The following is a 17,309-nucleotide window of genomic DNA, read 5'->3' as shown; positions in this document are numbered from 1 at the left end:
ACCTCAGGAAGATTGCCCGGTGGATTTGGTTACCGGTTTACTTTTTTACGCAGCTCTTCGATCTCTTTTTCCTTTTGCTGCAACAGGTGGTTCAGTTCTTCTTTAGAAAGATTAACCGGTTTGGAACTGGCCGCTGAATCCTTTTGAACCGTTTCGGCAGCAGAAGAGTAGCGGTAGGTTCCGGCGGGTACCTCTTTTGCAGAGTCCTTACTGCCGGCCGGCTCTTTCCATCTGTAAGTGGTGTCAGCCCCGGGGGTGATGGTATTGCTTTCTTCGGGTTCATGCTCACTTTTCAGCGAGCCGTTCTCCATCATGGTATAGGCGATGTTGGGGGTATAATAACGGTAATTCCTTCTTTCACGTATGCGGCGGATACCGGCTTTCCCGGATTCTACTTCAATATCAAGGGTGTTGAGTTTTTCATTTACGGAAGGATCCAGTTGTACTTTTTTGCCAACAGGAACCTGAACGATCACCTGAACCCGCTGCATCCGGTATTTGCTGGTTTTATCAACCGAAAAACCGCTGGCCAGGTCCAGGATGCTGTCTGCCGAACTAACGGTGTAGTGGATCTTATTCAGGCGGGCCAGGGCCTCTTCATCCGTATTGCCAAAACTCTGCCTGTCGATAGCTACATGGTACAGCGAGTCGGGGCTCTTTTCAAACAGGATTGATATGTCGGATAATTTCAGGGTGTCTTTAGTAAGACTAAACCCGGAAATACGATCCCCATCCGTATCGCGCATCCAGGTAAAATCACCGTTGAATTCCAGTTCCGGCTGGGAAACGGTAAGGATCAGTTTGCCGTTCCGGGGCTGCGTAATGGCAACAGATGTTTCAGCCGACTGGTTTCTCTTAAAGTCCCTGGAGATACTGCTCACAAACAGTACAAGGAACACCCATCCAAAGGCCCAGAGACCTCCAAACAGCCAGTTCAGGTAGTTGCCGGGTGTGGTCACGTTCAGGATCATGCGGAACAGCCAGATCACCGATCCCACAATGGGAGCGCCGATAAACAGGAGTACGGTGGCCCAGGCAAGGAACTGCTGGTTTTCACTGGTCCATAAAAAATTATTAAAAGGAGCAAATACATAGCCGCTGAACAGCAATGCCAGCAGTCCTATAAAAAGAGAAAAGATAATGGTTCCGAAGATGATGAGGAAAATGGCTTTGATCACTACGGCAATGCCATGCCCCAGTCCGCGGGCACCCCGTCCTGCGGCGCTGCCAAATTCCCTGCCAAAATTACGCCCATAGGTTGTGCCGGAGTTGCCAAACCGTTCTGCTGAGTCCTGAACTTCCTTGCCCCAGTTCCTGATCCTGCTGGAAACGTCGCCCATCGAATTCTGAACGTTATTCTTAATAGAGTTCAAATCCACCGGCTGGCCATGCATTTCCATTTTTTCATAGGGGCTGATGGCTTCCGGCAATACGATCCAGAGGATGATATAGGCGGTAAGAAAAGTGCCGCTGAGCGAGCCGAAGAATACGCCCCGGAAGGGGTCAAAATTCCCGTGACTGAAAATACCGTTGATGATGCTGAGAATAAAAGGCAAGGCAAAGATCAGCCGTACCGTATTGGCCTCCTTGCCAAAATAGGCCGCAATACCGCTGGCTACACCACCAATCTTTTTATCATCAGGATTGCGGAACAGGCGCTTGCCCTTGTAGCCCTCCAGGTCCCGGGCAGGTAAAAAGATCCAGAGCAGGATATAGATCAGTAAACCGGTGCCAAAGCTTCCAAAGGCAATAATGGCAAACAGCACCCTAACAATGGATGGGTCGATATTGATCCAGTTGGCCACACCACTGCATACGCCTCCCAGCACTTTGTTATTGGCGTCCCGGTACAGTTTGCGGCTTCCTGCTGCAAAGCGGCTTTGGCTGCTGCTGTCCTGCGCCTGGCTATCGGTTCCGGCCTCTTCGGCAAAATCTTCCGGCCGGCCCATGGTGGCAATCATTTCATCCACATCCGCTTCGGCAATATGGGGCGCTCCTTTGCGCAGTTTTTCAAACATGAGCTCGGAAAAACGGGCCTCAATATCTGCAAGGATCTCATCCCGCCCGGGCTCTTTTGAAAAATGAGCGCGCAGGCTTTCCAGGTACTGCTGCACTTTTTGTGCTGCCGTATCTTCAATGGCAATACTGCGGCCGCCTAATTGTATGTTGATGATCTGTTTCATTATGATTGTTTTGTAGTTATCGGGTTTTCGTTCTTAAAGTGTTCACTGCATTTGATAATTCGTTCCAGGTCTGTTCCAGCTCTTTATAAAACTCCTCGCCTTTTTCTGTGAGGGAAAAATATTTCCGGGGCGGACCACTGTTGCTTTCCTCCCACCGGTAAGTAAGCATGGCTGCGTTCTTTAGCCGGGTAAGCAGGGGATAAAGTGTTCCTTCCAGGATCTGTAAACCAGCCGCTCTCATCTCCTCAATAATATCACTTGGATACGCCTCCCCTCTTTTGATCACAGACAGAATGCAGAATTCCAAAATTCCCTTCCGCATCTGGCTTTGTGTATTATCAATGTTCATTGGTTGTCAATTGTATCACAAAGATATTGGCGAACTTTAGTATTTGGCAATACATAGTACCTTGTTTGACGTTTTTTACCGGTAAAAGAAAATAAAATGTCGGTGAATAACGGTAGTTTCGTTACCGGGCAATAGGTAATAGCGAAGAGGCAATGGTGAACGGCCCATAGATATTCCGGTTCCCTTTTTCTTTATCTGTGCCCGCTTTGCACTATAAACTTTGCACTAATAAACGTCTTACTATGAACGTATTCATTACCAAACAAATTCCTCAAAAAGGGCTGGATCTTTTACAGGAGGCAGGTATTTCTTATACGATTGCCGCAAAAACATTGCCACAGGAGGAGCTTATCGCACAGGTGCAACAATACGATGCCCTGCTGAGCGCCGGTTTTGTAAAAGCAGATGCTGTTTTACTGGAGGCCTGCCGTCATTTAAAAGTGCTGTCTCTTTTTTCCGTGGGTTATGATAATGTAGACATAGCAGCAGCCACCCGTTTGGGGATCCCGGTAGGCAATACCCCGGGGGTGCTGAGCCGGGCCACAGCGGATACAGCCTTCCTGCTGATGCTGGCTGTATCGCGCAAGGCATTTTATAACTATCATAAAATTCTGGACGGTAAATGGCAGGAATTTGAGCCGGTTGCCGATTTGGGGGTTGAATTGGATGGGAAGGTACTGGGAATATTCGGACTGGGTAAGATCGGCTATGAAATGGCCAGGAAATGCCGGGCCGCTTTTGATATGCAGGTGATCTATCATAACCGGAACCGTAATGAAGAAGCCGAAAAAGAGCTGGGTGCCCGGTATGTTTCCTTTGAGGAATTGCTGGCGCAAAGTGATGTGCTTTCCGTGCATGCCAATTTCTCTCCACAGACAAAAGAACTGTTTGATAAGGCGGCGTTTGAGAAAATGAAGCACAATGCCATTTTTGTGAATACGGCAAGAGGCGGGCTGCATAATGAAACGGATCTGAAAGCAGCTCTGGAAAGCAATACCATCTGGGGCGCGGGGTTGGATGTAACGAACCCGGAACCGATGGATCCGGCCAACCCCCTGCTTAAAATGCCCAATGTGTGCATTTTGCCACATATCGGCTCGGCCACTGTAGAAACCCGTGATGCGATGGCCGTAATGGCGGCAAAGAATGTGATCGCCGGTTTAAAAGGCGAACGGCTGCCAACCATTGTAAATGCAGATGTATATCAGTAGCCTTTGTTTTATTGTAATACGTCAATGACGAGGACCCAATCTTTCTGGTTTTTGTCCGGAGGATCAAAAGTTTGTATACTCCCGTTATATGGCTGCCGCAGCACCCGTGAAGCTCCGGTTGCGGGGTTGAACCAGGTTATTTTCTTTCTGCCTTCCCGCAGAAGGTCCAGGTTTACCCGGATGGCTTGGGGCTGCGGAAGGTAGATCAGGGCATAGGTTTTGTCCTGGTTCCGAGTAGCGATAATGAGGTCCCTGTAATCCGTTCCCCGGTTTGAGGCAATAAGCAGGCTGTCTTCAACCCGGTGAAAATCAGGATGCGCTTCCAGTAACTTTTTCAGATACTGCATTTGCCCGGCGCCGGGTGAACCGATCGCCTTTTTCCATCCGATTAACGTATCCCCGATATAAACCGGCTTATTTCTGCTGGTGTCTGTAAACGGCCATACCTGGTGGTGGCCATATACAGCCCCGCAGCCACCGGAGAATACGCCCCGGTATATTCTTGCGCGAACGTCATAGGCTGAAAAATAGCCCCTTCCGGCTCTTGTCCATTTGCCATCCCAGGGAAAAACGGGATGATCCTCGTAACAGGGCTCCATATCCATAAAAGGCCTTTTGGGAAGCGTTTTCAGATCGGCCCGTACAGAATCCCATATCCGCATTTCTCTTGTGGCATGGCCGCTCTGAATCGCATTCATACTCAGCCAGGTGTCCTCTTCTTTAAAGTAGGCGCTGGTATGCCACCCGGGATGGTAGGCAATAAATACGCCGTTCCCGCTCACCTCCCGTATCGCTTTGGCCATTGCACGCCATACAGGCCTGTAATCGGCAGTACCGGTAATGGCCGGCCGGTCGCCCCCCAGGATCCAGATCATATTTTTTTGAGCCTTATACCGCGTGGCTAATTTTTTGGCGTAAGCATAGGAAATATCCGGGGTTGTAAAAATTACTGGACCATATGCCCCGGGTACCACTTTATCGCCCCATGCCGGCAACAGGCCTATATAGATCTTTCTTTTTGCAGCCTCCCGGATCACAAAATCCACATGATCCCAGTAATCGTATGCTGCGGCATTGGCCGGATCATTCCCGGGAGTTTCATCCCATTGCAGCGGATCCCTGTTTTTAAAAGGCCGGTCGCCATAATAGTTAGGTGTATTAATGCCATCCAGCTCGCTCAAAGCAACAGCCATAATAACGTTGAAGCCCTGTTGCTGTCTTACATTCAAGTAATGGATCGCTTCTTCCCTGCTCAGCCGGTGAAACAGCTCCCACCCTGTATCGGCCAGCCAGAAAAAAGGTTTTCCCCTTTCCTGTAAAAAGGTTTTTGTGGCATCAACGCTTACCTGTGCATACAGGTTGCCGTAAAGCAGGTACAGGAACAAACAAAATGTTTTTTTCATGGGATGGTAATATAATAACAGGGTTGGCAGGCAATGTTTCAGCTTAAAAAATAACCGTTATAAAGGTAGCCAAAATCCCGGGCCGGTTGCGGAAGAGCGCAAAAATGAACCACCGGCGGTCGGTTTTTACTATTTCAATTTTACCAAAACCAATTTTTATTCTTCCTGGATCCTGTTTATTTAAGTCCCGGATATTTTTATCATATTTCTGTTAATGAAATTCCCCTTTTTTTAAGAACTATCTAAAAGGGCTTCCCGAAGCAACCCCCGCTAATCTGCACGGTATAAAAACTTGCAAACATTTGTTGTATGTTTGGGCGCTTGTTATGAGGAAGGATCCTCATTTTTTTAGTCTAAAAAATCGATGAATCGAATGAAGAGAAGTTTTCTGTTGCTGCTGGTTTTTGTTACGGCAGTATTCCGCTCCTATGCGGATGAAGGAATGTGGCTGCCGCAATTGCTGGGTCAGCAGGTATACAAGGATATGGTACAAAAAGGTCTGAAGCTGAGCAAGGAACAGCTGTACAGCGTCAATAAAAATTCATTGAAGGATGCCATCATTATCTTTGGCGGCGGCTGTACCGGTGAGATCGTGAGCCCGGAAGGGTTGATCTTTACCAATCACCACTGTGGTTATGATGCTATTGCCAGCGCCAGCACTGTTGATCACAATTATTTACGGGATGGCTTTTATGCGCGCAACAAGGGCGAAGAGATCAAAACAGGACTGAGCGTTCAGTTCCTGCTGCGGATCGAGGATGTAACCAAAGAGGTTACAGCGGCATTAGGCTCCCTGAGCGGAAAAGAGCGGGCCGATAAGCAAACGGAAGTGCTGGCGGCGATCAACAAGCGGATGAGCGATGCGGCTGCCAGTATAGAAACCCGGGTAAGCCCCCTGTTTAAAGGCAACCAGTACCTGGCTTTTGTATACGAGCGGTATAATGATATACGCCTGGTAGGAACGCCTCCTGAAGCGGTAGGTAAATTTGGTGGCGATACCGATAACTGGGAATGGCCCCGCCATACCGGCGATTTTTCTATTTTCCGCGTATATGCCAACAGGCAGAACAAGCCGGCGGCTTATGACCCCTCCAATGTTCCTTTAAAACCCAGGTGGTTCCTGCCCATCTCCTTAAAGGGGGTGAAGGAAGGCGATTTTACCATGATCTGGGGATATCCCGGTGGTACCAACCGGTATGAATCTTCCTATGGGATCAAGCTGGCCACAGACGTGAATAATCCTACCCTGGTAACACTAAGGGATATGCGGCTGAAATACATGTTTGAGCAGATGAGAAAAGATCCGGCAATAAAATTAAAACTGGCTTCCAGTTATGCCGGCATAGCCAACTACTGGAAGTTTTTTGACGGGGAAAGCAAACAGCTGCTGAAGTACGATGTTTATGGTCAGAAAAAGGCCGCGGAAGACCGTTTCAATGTTTGGGCAAAAGGTAAGCCGGAATTCCAGAACATCTTTGCAGACTGGGCAAAGGCCTATGATGAATGGAAGCCTTATGCCAAAGCTAGGGTGTACCTGAACGAAGGTATTATGGGATCTCCGCTTATTGATTTTGCGGCATCATTGATCCCACTGAGAAATGCGCTGGTGTCCGGCGCTTCAAAAGAAGAAGTGGCAAAACTGGTATCGGGTGCTGTTGACGCCCGTGCTGAGTTTTTAAAGGAAGAAGATAAGCCTTCCGATCAGCACATACTGGCGGCGGCTACCCGTATGTTCTATGAAAACGTGGATAAGGACCAGCAGCCTGCTGATTTTTATACCCGGCTACTGGCTGTTTATGGCGCCAATGGCTGGGATAAGTATGCGGCCGACGTTTTTACCAGGACGTTTATTTTCGACGATGCAAAATGGGCCGCATTTACAGCAAACCCGGATCTGAAGGCGCTGGATGAAGACCCCGCATTTGCCCATGCCGGCGCATTTATCCGCAACTACCAGGCCGGCGCAGGACCTAAATACCAGGAGTTTACGGCTAAAAACATGGATTATGGCCGGTTATACTTAAAAGGTGTAATGTCCATGGATCCCGCAAAGGCAAAGATGATGTATCCGGATGCGACCTTTACCATGCGGGTCAGCTATGGGCAGGTAAAAGCCTACAAACCCCGGGATGCCGTATTCTATGATTATGTGACTACTTCAAAAGGAGTGCTGGAAAAATACAAACCGGGTGACTATGAATATGATCTGCCGGCAAAACAGATCGGGTTATTAAAGAACAAGGATTTTGGCCAGTATATGGATCCGGTACGCAAGGACCTGGTGATCGATTTTATTTCCTCCAACGATATCACGGGCGGAAATTCCGGGTCGCCGGTGATCAACGGCCGGGGAGAGCTGCTGGGGCTGGCTTTTGACGGTAACTACGAAGCCCTCAGCCACAAACTGGCCTTTGATAAGGATCTGAACCGGACCATCAATGTGGATATCCGTTATGTATTGTGGTGCATTGATAAACTGGGTGGTGCTACCAATATTATTAATGAACTGAAGCTGGTGAGATGACCAGGGGGCATACCCTGTGATCAGCAAAGCCTGAAGATAAAGAAATCCCCCGATAAGGGGGATTTTTGTTTCTGATGAACAGGATACATTTGCTTTATAGTGATGCAGCTGATTACCCCGTTGATCCGGGACAATGGGATACGATTTTTCTCATGTAATTTTTTTGTAATAAAGAATTGCAACGCAGGTGGTTTTTACTGCCTGCCCTTTTCATAAATATATATGAAAATTAATAATAAAACCGGGCCGGGTTGGGTTATATTTATAGAGGGATTTGTAATGACAAAATTGCTGTTAAGGACCTGCTTTTTATTGCTGTTTTGCCTTGCTTTAAAAACGGCAGAAACTCAGCGCCTTCCATTTGAAAATTTTAGTGTAGACAAGGGGTTAAGCCAGTCGCAGGTGACCAGCATCACCCAGGACAAAAGGAATTATCTCTGGGTAGGAACGCTTGCCGGGCTAAACCGTTTTGATGGAACCGGGTTCAGGATCTTTTCAAAAAAAGACGGGCTGCTGTCGGGTCATATAACGGCTCTGTATACTGCGCGTAACGGCGATATCTGGATGGCTACCCCAAAGGGGATTTCGAGGTATAACGGGTACCGGTTCGAACATTTTGAGGCTCCTTCCCCTGCTCATTTTATGTGTAACACCATCACAGAAGACGAAGACGGAACCTTGTATGCTTTTGGAATTATGCAGGGTCTTTTTGTAGTACGCCATGGAAAACTTGAAAAATACGAGTTGCCCGGAAACCAGAAACGTATTACCTGCCTGTACCGCAACGACAGCGGGATACTTCTGGCCTATATTTATTCAGAAGGGCTGTTCCGGCTCCGGCAAGGCAAGTGGTCAAAGTGGCTGGCGGTGGCCGGGCTGGAAAACGGCGAGTTTTTATTTAGGATCGCAGAACAGGACGGCAGTTATTGGACCATTACCAATAAAGGCACGCTGTTGAAAATTACGGGGAATGCCGTTGTTCAAAAGAAGCAGTTCCCCGGCGCTCGTTTTACCACGCTTACTACAGGCGATGCCGGCACCCTGTGGCTGGGCACGGTAAAGGGCGCCTGGATGATTGATATGCAAAGTTGGGCTGTAAAAAGGAGGATCAACGCAACAAACGGGGTTTCCGATAATGGCATCCATGCGCTTTATAGGGATAAGGACGATATCATCTGGATCGGGTCTGACGGGGATGGTTTGTACAAATATGCCTCCGGGCCCTTTGTGCGGTACGATAAAACCTCGGGACTTACAGGAAATGTGGTAATGGGCTTTGCCAAAGACAGGGAAGGGAACCTCTTCCTGGGTACGCGGGAAGGAAAACTGTTTTGCTATGACAGCCGGAAAGAAAGCTTCAGGAACATAGATTATTCCGGGTACAGCACTGCGGGCGTTAACTGCCTGGGGATAGATGGCAGCAATCATCTTTATGTAGGCACCATGGATGGCCGGTTATTAAAGATCAGGGGAAATCAGGTAACCGAACTCTTTCTTGAAAAAAAACAACATATACCCATTTATACCATCAGGCCCTATGATAACAGAATGCTGATCCATACAACGGAGGGGGGGTATTGGGTAGAGGGTAATAAAGTGCAGAAGCTTGCCGGACTTCCCCGGGGCGTTGTAAGCTCCGTACTGCTGAATGATACCTTACTGATCGGTACTACTACCGGCATTTATAAATGCTCCGCTGATGACCGGCCGGTGCCGCTGCACATACCGGTGCTGGAGGGTATTAATGTGTCCTGTTTTGAAAAGCTGGGACGCTACCTGGTTGTTGGCTGTGTGGACGAAGGGCTGTTTTTTGTGGATACAGTCAGCAACAAGGTCCTTCCCTTTAATACGGACAACGGTTTAATTGATAACAATGTATTTGCGATGCTGAAGGACTCCCGCGGACTCCTTTGGGTGGGTACCAGCCTGGGCGTGCAGCAGGTGCATTTTGAAGCCGCTACCGGAGGATTTCAAATTAAAAAGTATACCATTGCTGATGGTTACGAGCCTTCAGAAACAAATCTCAATGCCATTCTTGAGGATGACCGTCATCAGATCTGGGTTGGCACTACAAAAGGGGCCTTTCTGTACAATCCTGTTCAGGAAAAGGAAAGACCAGGCAGCAAACCCTTTATCGTTTTGGAAGCTGCGGTGTTTCCCGGCGCCGGAGAAGCACCGGGGCATCGCGTTTCCGCCTGGGAGCAACTGCCGGTACAGCCGCAGATTGCCTATGCAGGTAACAGTATCGCTTTTAATTTTAAAGGCATCTATCTGAAGGACCCTTCCTCTTTACGTTATGCCTACCAGCTATATGGTTATGATACGGCATTTTCATTACCGCAGGAGCAGGTGGCACTGAGTTATAAGAACCTGCAGCCCGGCAGCTATGTTTTTAGAGTAAAAGCTGTAACAAAAAGCGGCCAGGAGTCTTCCAATACCATTGAGTATCCTTTTACCATAACCACGCCTTATTATAAAACAGCCTGGTTCAAAGGACTGATGGTGCTTGCCCTGGTACTGGCCGGGGGCGGTATACAATTGATTTATACGAACGAAAAGCGAAGAAGACGCAAGGAGATCCGGCAGATCAAAGAACTGGAGCAGCAGAAAATAAGAGAACAAACGGCGGAGGATTTTCATGATGAGCTGGGAAATAAACTGACCCGCATCTCCCTGCTTGCCGACCTGCTGCAGCAAAAAACGGACCCTGCAGATGAAGAAAAGAATAAGCTTATAGGTCAAATACGCTCAAATGCGCTGGGTCTCTATACCGGCACAAAGGAGATCATCTGGTCGCTTACAAAGGAAAGCGATCATTTAAAAGAGGTATTACAAACCATAAAACAAACGGGTATGGAGTTGTTTAGCGATACGGATATCGTGTTTGAATTGACCGGTTTCAGCGCTTATGAGCCCGATATAAGGATACCACCGGGGTATAACCGGAATATTATTATGATATTCAAAGAGCTGCTGAGCAATAGCATGCGGCATTCCGGGGCCACCTTGGTCACCATTGAATGTAAACAGGAACAGGCAGGCACCATGGGGATTTATTTTACAGATAACGGTACCGGCTTTGACAAGAACGGCGTTACCGGTAATGGATTGAACAATATACGGAGAAGGGCGGAAAAAATAGGCGGCAGTTTTACGCTGAACACTGCCAGCCGGCAGGGAACCAGGGCCTGTCTCACCTTTGGCATACAGGAGCAGAAAAATAAAAAGCACAATATTTAATTGTCAAACAATGAACACGAATTTGTATCAACTGATCAACTGCTGTATTATCGAAGATGACGAAGTGATCCGCAACGGCTATGTGAGTCTTTTGAGTGCGGATGAAGATTTTTTCGTGTCTGGTGACTATGCTTCTGCAGAGGCGGCGCTGGAGCAATTGGACAGGATCCGGCCGGATGTTATATTGCTGGATATTCAACTGCCCGGAATGAGGGGTGTAGATGCGCTGCCGGCAATAAGAAAAATACTTCCGGGGGTACACATTATCATGCTTACGGTGCATGAGTCTGATGACCTGGTTTTTACGGCGTTAAAAAATGGAGCATCGGGTTATCTTACCAAAAATACATCGTTTAATAAAATCAAGGAGCATATCCGGGATGTGATCAGGGGCGGCGGCGCCATGAGCACGGAAATTGCGCTGCAGGTGATGAAGTATTTTCAAAAGAACCAGCACTCTCCCCTTACGAAGCGGGAAACCGAAATTCTGGAATGTGTGGCGGAAGGCAAAAGCCGTTCAAAGATTGCGCAGGAGTTATTTATTGACCAGGAAACCGTAAAATCGCATATCAAAAACATTTATCATAAGCTGGATGTAAACTCGCGGGCGGAAGCGCTGAGCGTAGCCCGCAAAAGCAGATTTATATAGGCTGTAAAATGTAAAATCCCCCTAAAGGGGGTAAATGATGCGGTTTGTCTTTTGCTACCTTTAGGAGGAAAAGGATCTTAACAAAAAACGTAAAAAACTGGTATCATGAAACGTCCGATACTCATCCTGCTCCTTCTTTCTGCCGGCTATATGGCCTGTGCCGCAACCCCCGGTCCGGATATCGAAAATAAAAAAGCCGGGGAAACCTTCCGGATGCTTTTTAAAAAGGTTGACCATTTAAGCTGGTACGCTACGGAGGAATATACCGTGGCGGATTTCAACCTCCGGGAAATGAAGGTAAAAGCATTCTTTGACCGCAGCGGGGCGCTGACACAAACCCTTCGGTATTACAAAGGCGACCTGCTGCCCCTGCAGATTGCTTATAAGCTAAAAAAACGGTATACAGGGTTTGAGATCTTTGGGGTTACAGAGTTATCAACCCCTGAGCGGATCAGCTATACGATTATCCTGACGGGTGAAAAGGACGGGTTCCGGTTGGTTACAGATGAAAACGGCCGGGTACAGTCGAGCAAAAAATTTCGCCGGGGAGACCTGGACAGCTAAGGCCGGCTATTATAATTTGCCGGGTCTTTTGTATTTTTAGCAGATGCAATCATTAGCCATTACAAAGGTCGACCTGTATAAACTGTTTATTCCCCTGAAGGAGCCCTTTATCATTTCCCTGGGGCCGTTGTACAATGCGGAAAGCGTGGTAGTGCGTATGGAAACCAGTGCCGGTATTACCGGTTGGGGAGAATGCAGCCCTTTTATGAGCATCAATGGCGAATCAGCAGATACCGGTTTAGTGGTGGGCCGGTATCTTGAACGGATATTGCTGGGCAGGGACCCCCTGGCTATTGGTGACCGCATCCTGGATATGGACGGCGTCATTTACGGGAATAAAAGCATAAAAAGCGCTTTTGATATGGCGCTGTACGATATTGCTGCAAAACATGCCGGGCAACCACTTTACCGGTTCCTGGGGGGAAATAGGCAGAAGGAAATAGCCACGGACTACACGGTAAGTGTGGGCACCCCTGCAAAAATGGCGGCGGACGCTTTAAAAATAAAAGCCCGGGGATTCCCGGTCATTAAAGTAAAGATCGGCAAAGGCGGGGCACAGGATGTAGAGCGGATCAGAGCCATACGGGAAGCTGTGGGGATTGATATTCCGCTGCGCGTGGATGCCAACCAGGGGTGGCACAGGGAAGAGGCCATTGAAACCCTGAAAGCGCTGGAACCATTTAACATCCAGCATTGCGAAGAGCCCATCGCCCGATGGGAATTTATGGAGCTGCCAAAAATAAAAGCCCAAAGCCCTATTCCGATAATGGCAGATGAAACCTGTGGCGATCAGCATGATGTACAACGGCTGATTGACCTGGGCGCCTGCGACCGCATCAACATAAAACTGGGCAAAAGCGGCGGTATCTATAATGCACTTGAGATGATCCGGCTGGCAGAAGCGGCAAACATGGAGATTCAGATCGGCGCCTTCCTGGAATCGCGGCTGGCCATGACGGCTTTTGCACACCTGGCCTGCTGCAGCCCGAATATTGTGTATTTTGATTTTGACACGGCGCTGATGTTCAGCGAAGACCCTGTGGAAGGTGGAATGCAGTATAAGGAAAACGGTATTATCGATGTGCCGGATGCACCGGGTATCGGCGCGGTGATAAGGGAAGACTTTCTCAAGTCAGTAGTATAGCAACGTTTATCTAAAGTTTATCTAAAAGCAGGAACGTTTAAATGAACTTTAAAACCCAGCGCGGATTCCGATTTGTTCCTTTGTTTTCGATGGTCTTGTCTTTTTTCGACATTGCGTATACAATATTCCTTATTTTATTTTCTTTCATTTTTTCATCTAATACAGAAGGCAGAATGTCCAGAATTAATTCGGTAATATCTTTTTTTGATGCTTCCGTATATTTTCCCAGGTATTCAAGGATCATTTTTTTATAGTGTTCATCCTTAAAACCTCTCTGTTTAATATACGAAGCTCTTTCGCCTGTAATGGCGGCAACATCAGAGGATATATGAAAGTTCGGTTTTCGCCCTTCGATCAAACCTTTTGTTTTCAACAATCTTATTTCTTCATCCGACAGCATTTTATGCTTGGCTACCCGATCCAGTAGAATAATCTCGTTCAGTGATAAGCCAGGTAGCTCCGCCAGCTTCCGCGCATAATTAATGTCGACTACTTTTCCGGTGATAGTTACCTTTACTTTGCGCTCCGATAAATCATAGTCTGGCAGCGGGAAAAATTTCCTGCGTTGTCTATTGAACATTCTCTTAATGTGCAGAAAAATATTTGCCTAAATCGTCTTTTGAAAACGAGTTTTCAGCCTTTTTAAATTCCACCACTTCGTTTTCGGAAGAAAAACTAATAATGAACCGGAATCAATTTTATTAAAATGCGTAATTACCAGTGGTTTGTGAGGACACAAACCACGGCCCACGCCACGGTCAGTGTCCTCACTGACCGAGAAAAGAAATAATTTTGATGCCGGCTTATTATAAGTATATTATCCAATATCTTATCGATCATCACGTACGTAAAAAATTCGTATTTCATAAAGTTGCTACCACTATACAAAATACGAATTTTTATAATATTACTGCCGGGCGGGGCTATTGGGGCCACTCCGGATTAACGCAGACGAAATATGCTTTTATGATCGGCTATGAAAGGATTGCGCAATATTCCCCACCTGGGGGATATTGTGCCGTATTCTATACTATCGGTATAAATTTTTTACATTAGTTTAGAATGCATCCGGCTACTGGTTGTCTTTCGCCAGCTTCTGCTCCCATTCCCAGGCCGTGCGCATCATATCATCCAGGCCATATTTGATATCCCAACCCAGGCTTTTTACGGCATGGTCATTATTGGCATAGATAGCGATCACATCACCCGGCCGGCGGGGCCCGATCTCATAGTTCAGTTTTACACCGCTCACCTTCTCAAAAGATTGAATGGCTTCCAGGACAGTAACTCCATTCCCCGTTCCCAGGTTAAAGATCTCGTAGTTGCTTTTATTTTTTATCGTTTCCAGGTACTGGATAGCCAGGGTATGAGCGTGGGCAATATCGCTAACATGGATAAAATCGCGCAGGCAGGAGCCGTCGCGTGTATCGTAGTCGGCGCCATGCACCGTCATCTTGGGAAGCTTGCCAATAGCGGTTTGCGTAATGGCGGGTATCAGGTTCTGCGGCCGGCCAATAGGCAGCTCACCAATCTGGATCGAAGGATGCGCCCCTACCGGGTTGAAATAACGCAATGCGATCACATTGGTATCAAAAACTTTTGCAAAATCGGTCAGGATCTGTTCGCCCATTTGTTTGGTAGCACCATAGGGCGACTCTGCCGGTTTGGTGGGAGTGGTTTCCACCACCGGTATATGATCCGGGTTGCCATATACGGTACAGGAAGAGGAAAAAACAAAATATGGTGTATCAAAATCCCGGGCACATTTTAAAATATTGATCAGGGAGTTCAGGTTGTTTTCATAATAGACCAGGGGCATTTCTACAGATTCTCCCACTGCTTTATAAGCGGCAAAATGAATGATGCCGGTAATGTCCGGGTTTTCCTCAAAGATAGCATGCGTGTCATCAAAATTGCAGAGATCCACTTTGTAGTTCTTGACGCTTTTGCCGGTAATTTTTTCAACGTTTTCCAGGATGAAGGGCTGAGACCGGCTATTGTTATCCACCGAAATGACCTCGTATCCATTCTCTATTAAATCCACAATGGTATGTGAGCCAATATAACCACAACCACCGGTCACCAAAATCTTACTCATAAATTTTTTATTGAGTTACAAAGGTGCGGATTTTTTTGTTAGGTTATGGTACCTCGATCTGAGATTTGGAATCATTAGTGTCTGTGGAAAATAGGGAACATCAATAAAAGGTGACTTTTTTATCGGCTGCCGATTTTTCCCCCGCTTTTAAACCCCGGCAAAAGCATCTGGTTGCAGCATTGCTCCGCTCCGCAGGAGCAGGGGCTCTCTTTAACGCTGTGCTACAAACACGGAGCATTACGGGGCCTGATCGTGTTCCGTGTTGCGCTCTGTTCACCTGGTTCAGATGCGTTTGCCCTGGCTTTTAAATTTCATTCCGAAGCACTTTGTCGGTATTATTAGTGGTGATCTGAAAGCGGATCGCTATTGTAAAAAGTTCCCGTAAATGCAGTCAAAATTCAGACCAGGTGTTCCCTGATCGCTGATCCCCTGTTAAAAGTGGCCGGGAAGGCCGCCCATTGCAAGGAACTTTTTCCAACCTGGCAGCTACGGTACGGCTGCATTCGATAACCTGCCTGCTGCCCCCGTCCATACGGGCTTTGACGGGTGTTTTTGACTAAACAGCTTTTTTACCGGGAACCAGTAGTTGGGAGTTTCTGATTGATCACTGATGAACCGGTTAAAATAAAAAAGTACCCGGGTGCGGATACTTTTTTTATTTAATATTTTGTGTTCCGAATCCCTACTGGATCCCCGGGACCACCAGTTTCATAATGAAGTAAACAAGACTGGCCAGCACGGCACTTACCGGTATAGTAAGGATCCAGGCCCAGACCAGGTTGATGGTTACCCCCCAGCGCACGGCGGATAAGCGTTTGGTGGCGCCCACCCCCATAATGGAGCCGGTAATCGTATGGGTGGTACTTACCGGTATCTTCATGGCCTCGGTTGCAAACAGGGTTAGCGCTCCCGCGGTTTCTGCAGCCACCCCTTCAAAAGGTGTTACCTTGGTGATCTTGGTCCCCATGGTTTTTACAATTTTCCAGCCACCGCTCATGGTGCCCAGGGCAATAGCCGTGTAACAGGCCAGCGGTACCCAAACCACCATATGGTTCAGGTTGTAGGTATTGGGATCGTAGGCCACCAGGGCTACCATAATGATCCCCATTACTTTTTGAGCATCATTGCCGCCATGCCCGATACTGAAGATGGCCGATGAAACCAGCTGCAGCCGCTTGAACCAGATATTGGCCCGGTGCGCATTCAATCCGCTTAAGAAAAGGGAGAAAATGGCCATAATGATCAGGATCAGTCCCAGCAGAATGTATTTAAAATTATGGGAATAAAAGACGACCTTAAGTGCATAGGATTCGTAATGCGATTTCAGTTTTTCCGGATCGGTCTCCAGCACAAAACTTAAGAAAACAAATACCGCGGCAATCACCAGGAAGGAAAAAAGTTTTACCCGCCAGCCTTTTTTAAATGAGTTTATGAACCAGATGGAAAACAGGAAAGCTACGATCATTCCAATGACCGGCGCCAGGAAGATGAACGCGGCAATGGTCAGGATCACGCTGGAATTTACGGCGGTGAACGGGTTGCCGGTGCCCATTCCGATAGCATGAGAAATACCCGCCCCGGCAAATCCGCCGATGAGGGTGTGTGAAGATGAAGAAGGAATGCCCCGCCACCAGGTAAACAGGTTCCAGATAATGGCGGCCACAAGCCCGGCAAAGATCACGTTGAGGTCGATGAAATTTTCCTTAACCGTTTTGGCAATGGTATTGGCTACCCCGTGATCTTTAAAAATAAAATAGGCAACAAAATTGAAAAGAGCTGCCCAGATAACTGCCTGGAAGGGTGTAAGCACTTTTGTGGAAACAACCGTGGCTATGGAGTTGGCCGCATCATGAAACCCGTTGATATAATCGAACACCAGGGCCAGGGATATGATGACAACAAGATAGGTAAACATAAATTAATGTGCTAATGTGCTGATTTGAT

The 17,309-nt window shown here is 47.5% G+C and carries 12 protein-coding genes; 6 read left to right on the top strand and 6 right to left on the bottom strand.

Going from position 1 to position 17,309, the window contains the following annotated elements; all coding sequences use genetic code 11:
• Nucleotides 1–29: 29 nt before the first annotated feature.
• Together BLS44_RS20090 and BLS44_RS20085 are read right to left on the bottom strand one after the other, a co-directional pair.
• Nucleotides 30–2,183, bottom strand: coding sequence for a PspC domain-containing protein (locus BLS44_RS20090; protein ID WP_090392029.1), 2,154 nt, complete (start codon nucleotides 2,181–2,183; stop codon nucleotides 30–32).
• Between the two features lie 16 nt (nucleotides 2,184–2,199).
• On the bottom strand, nucleotides 2,200–2,532 hold the full coding sequence (locus BLS44_RS20085) for a PadR family transcriptional regulator (RefSeq protein WP_090392028.1): 333 nt from the start codon (nucleotides 2,530–2,532) through the stop codon (nucleotides 2,200–2,202).
• Nucleotides 2,533–2,774: 242 nt separating this feature from the next.
• On the opposite strand from BLS44_RS20085, the gene BLS44_RS20080 reads away from it, so the two are divergent.
• Nucleotides 2,775–3,743: a 2-hydroxyacid dehydrogenase gene (locus BLS44_RS20080; protein WP_090392027.1), complete on the top strand. Its 969-nt coding sequence runs from the start codon at nucleotides 2,775–2,777 to the stop codon at nucleotides 3,741–3,743.
• 8 nt (nucleotides 3,744–3,751) lie between these two features.
• On the opposite strand, the gene BLS44_RS20075 is transcribed toward BLS44_RS20080, so the two are convergent.
• Nucleotides 3,752–5,146 carry a glycoside hydrolase family 140 protein gene (locus BLS44_RS20075; RefSeq protein ID WP_090392026.1) on the bottom strand — a complete coding sequence of 465 codons (1,395 nt, stop codon included), beginning with the start codon at nucleotides 5,144–5,146 and terminating at the stop codon, nucleotides 3,752–3,754.
• Nucleotides 5,147–5,519: 373 nt separating this feature from the next.
• Here BLS44_RS20075 and BLS44_RS20070 point away from each other — a divergent pair, with 373 nt between their 5' ends.
• The 5 genes from BLS44_RS20070 to BLS44_RS20050 all read left to right on the top strand — a co-directional run bounded on the left by BLS44_RS20070 (nucleotide 5,520) and on the right by BLS44_RS20050 (nucleotide 13,267).
• A complete protein-coding gene (locus tag BLS44_RS20070; protein ID WP_090392025.1) occupies nucleotides 5,520–7,670 on the top strand; it encodes a S46 family peptidase in 2,151 nt (716 codons plus the stop codon).
• A gap of 222 nt (nucleotides 7,671–7,892) precedes the next feature.
• The gene (locus BLS44_RS20065) at nucleotides 7,893–10,910 is read left to right on the top strand and encodes a ligand-binding sensor domain-containing protein (protein ID WP_245729307.1); all 3,018 of its coding nucleotides are present in this window, start codon (nucleotides 7,893–7,895) and stop codon (nucleotides 10,908–10,910) included.
• A gap of 10 nt (nucleotides 10,911–10,920) precedes the next feature.
• The gene (locus BLS44_RS20060) at nucleotides 10,921–11,559 is read left to right on the top strand and encodes a response regulator (protein WP_090392024.1); all 639 of its coding nucleotides are present in this window, start codon (nucleotides 10,921–10,923) and stop codon (nucleotides 11,557–11,559) included.
• Between the two features lie 105 nt (nucleotides 11,560–11,664).
• Nucleotides 11,665–12,123 carry a hypothetical protein gene (locus BLS44_RS20055; RefSeq protein ID WP_090392023.1) on the top strand — a complete coding sequence of 153 codons (459 nt, stop codon included), beginning with the start codon at nucleotides 11,665–11,667 and terminating at the stop codon, nucleotides 12,121–12,123.
• Nucleotides 12,124–12,166: 43 nt separating this feature from the next.
• The gene (locus tag BLS44_RS20050; protein WP_090392022.1) at nucleotides 12,167–13,267 is read left to right on the top strand and encodes a mandelate racemase/muconate lactonizing enzyme family protein; all 1,101 of its coding nucleotides are present in this window, start codon (nucleotides 12,167–12,169) and stop codon (nucleotides 13,265–13,267) included.
• A 37-nt stretch (nucleotides 13,268–13,304) separates the two neighbouring features.
• Here BLS44_RS20050 and BLS44_RS20045 read toward each other — a convergent pair whose 3' ends face one another.
• The 3 genes from BLS44_RS20045 to BLS44_RS20030 all read right to left on the bottom strand — a co-directional run bounded on the left by BLS44_RS20045 (nucleotide 13,305) and on the right by BLS44_RS20030 (nucleotide 17,280).
• Nucleotides 13,305–13,847 carry a hypothetical protein gene (locus BLS44_RS20045; RefSeq protein WP_090392021.1) on the bottom strand — a complete coding sequence of 181 codons (543 nt, stop codon included), beginning with the start codon at nucleotides 13,845–13,847 and terminating at the stop codon, nucleotides 13,305–13,307.
• Nucleotides 13,848–14,339: 492 nt separating this feature from the next.
• Nucleotides 14,340–15,365: a UDP-glucose 4-epimerase GalE gene (gene galE / locus BLS44_RS20035; RefSeq protein WP_090392019.1), complete on the bottom strand. Its 1,026-nt coding sequence runs from the start codon at nucleotides 15,363–15,365 to the stop codon at nucleotides 14,340–14,342.
• Nucleotides 15,366–16,047: 682 nt separating this feature from the next.
• The gene (locus BLS44_RS20030) at nucleotides 16,048–17,280 is read right to left on the bottom strand and encodes an inorganic phosphate transporter (protein ID WP_090392018.1); all 1,233 of its coding nucleotides are present in this window, start codon (nucleotides 17,278–17,280) and stop codon (nucleotides 16,048–16,050) included.
• Nucleotides 17,281–17,309: the final 29 nt, after the last annotated feature.

This window comes from Niabella drilacis, assembly GCF_900101395.1.
Classification (GTDB): Bacteria; Bacteroidota; Bacteroidia; order Chitinophagales; family Chitinophagaceae; genus Niabella; species Niabella drilacis.
This window is presented reverse-complemented; position numbering and strand designations above follow the sequence as displayed.

Excerpts from the sequence above, each read along its gene's own strand:
- BLS44_RS20070 (WP_090392025.1), top strand. The coding sequence starts at position 5,520 with ATGAAGAGAAGTTTTCTGTTGCTGCTGGTTTTTGTTACGGCAGTATTC.
- galE (WP_090392019.1), bottom strand. The coding sequence starts at position 15,365 with ATGAGTAAGATTTTGGTGACCGGTGGTTGTGGTTATATTGGCTCACAT.
- BLS44_RS20045 (WP_090392021.1), bottom strand. The coding sequence starts at position 13,847 with ATGTTCAATAGACAACGCAGGAAATTTTTCCCGCTGCCAGACTATGAT.
- BLS44_RS20055 (WP_090392023.1), top strand. The coding sequence starts at position 11,665 with ATGAAACGTCCGATACTCATCCTGCTCCTTCTTTCTGCCGGCTATATG.
- BLS44_RS20065 (WP_245729307.1), top strand. The coding sequence starts at position 7,893 with ATGAAAATTAATAATAAAACCGGGCCGGGTTGGGTTATATTTATAGAG.
- BLS44_RS20060 (WP_090392024.1), top strand. The coding sequence starts at position 10,921 with ATGAACACGAATTTGTATCAACTGATCAACTGCTGTATTATCGAAGAT.
- BLS44_RS20085 (WP_090392028.1), bottom strand. The coding sequence starts at position 2,532 with ATGAACATTGATAATACACAAAGCCAGATGCGGAAGGGAATTTTGGAA.
- BLS44_RS20080 (WP_090392027.1), top strand. The coding sequence starts at position 2,775 with ATGAACGTATTCATTACCAAACAAATTCCTCAAAAAGGGCTGGATCTT.
- BLS44_RS20050 (WP_090392022.1), top strand. The coding sequence starts at position 12,167 with ATGCAATCATTAGCCATTACAAAGGTCGACCTGTATAAACTGTTTATT.
- BLS44_RS20075 (WP_090392026.1), bottom strand. The coding sequence starts at position 5,146 with ATGAAAAAAACATTTTGTTTGTTCCTGTACCTGCTTTACGGCAACCTG.
- BLS44_RS20090 (WP_090392029.1), bottom strand. The coding sequence starts at position 2,183 with ATGAAACAGATCATCAACATACAATTAGGCGGCCGCAGTATTGCCATT.
- BLS44_RS20030 (WP_090392018.1), bottom strand. The coding sequence starts at position 17,280 with ATGTTTACCTATCTTGTTGTCATCATATCCCTGGCCCTGGTGTTCGAT.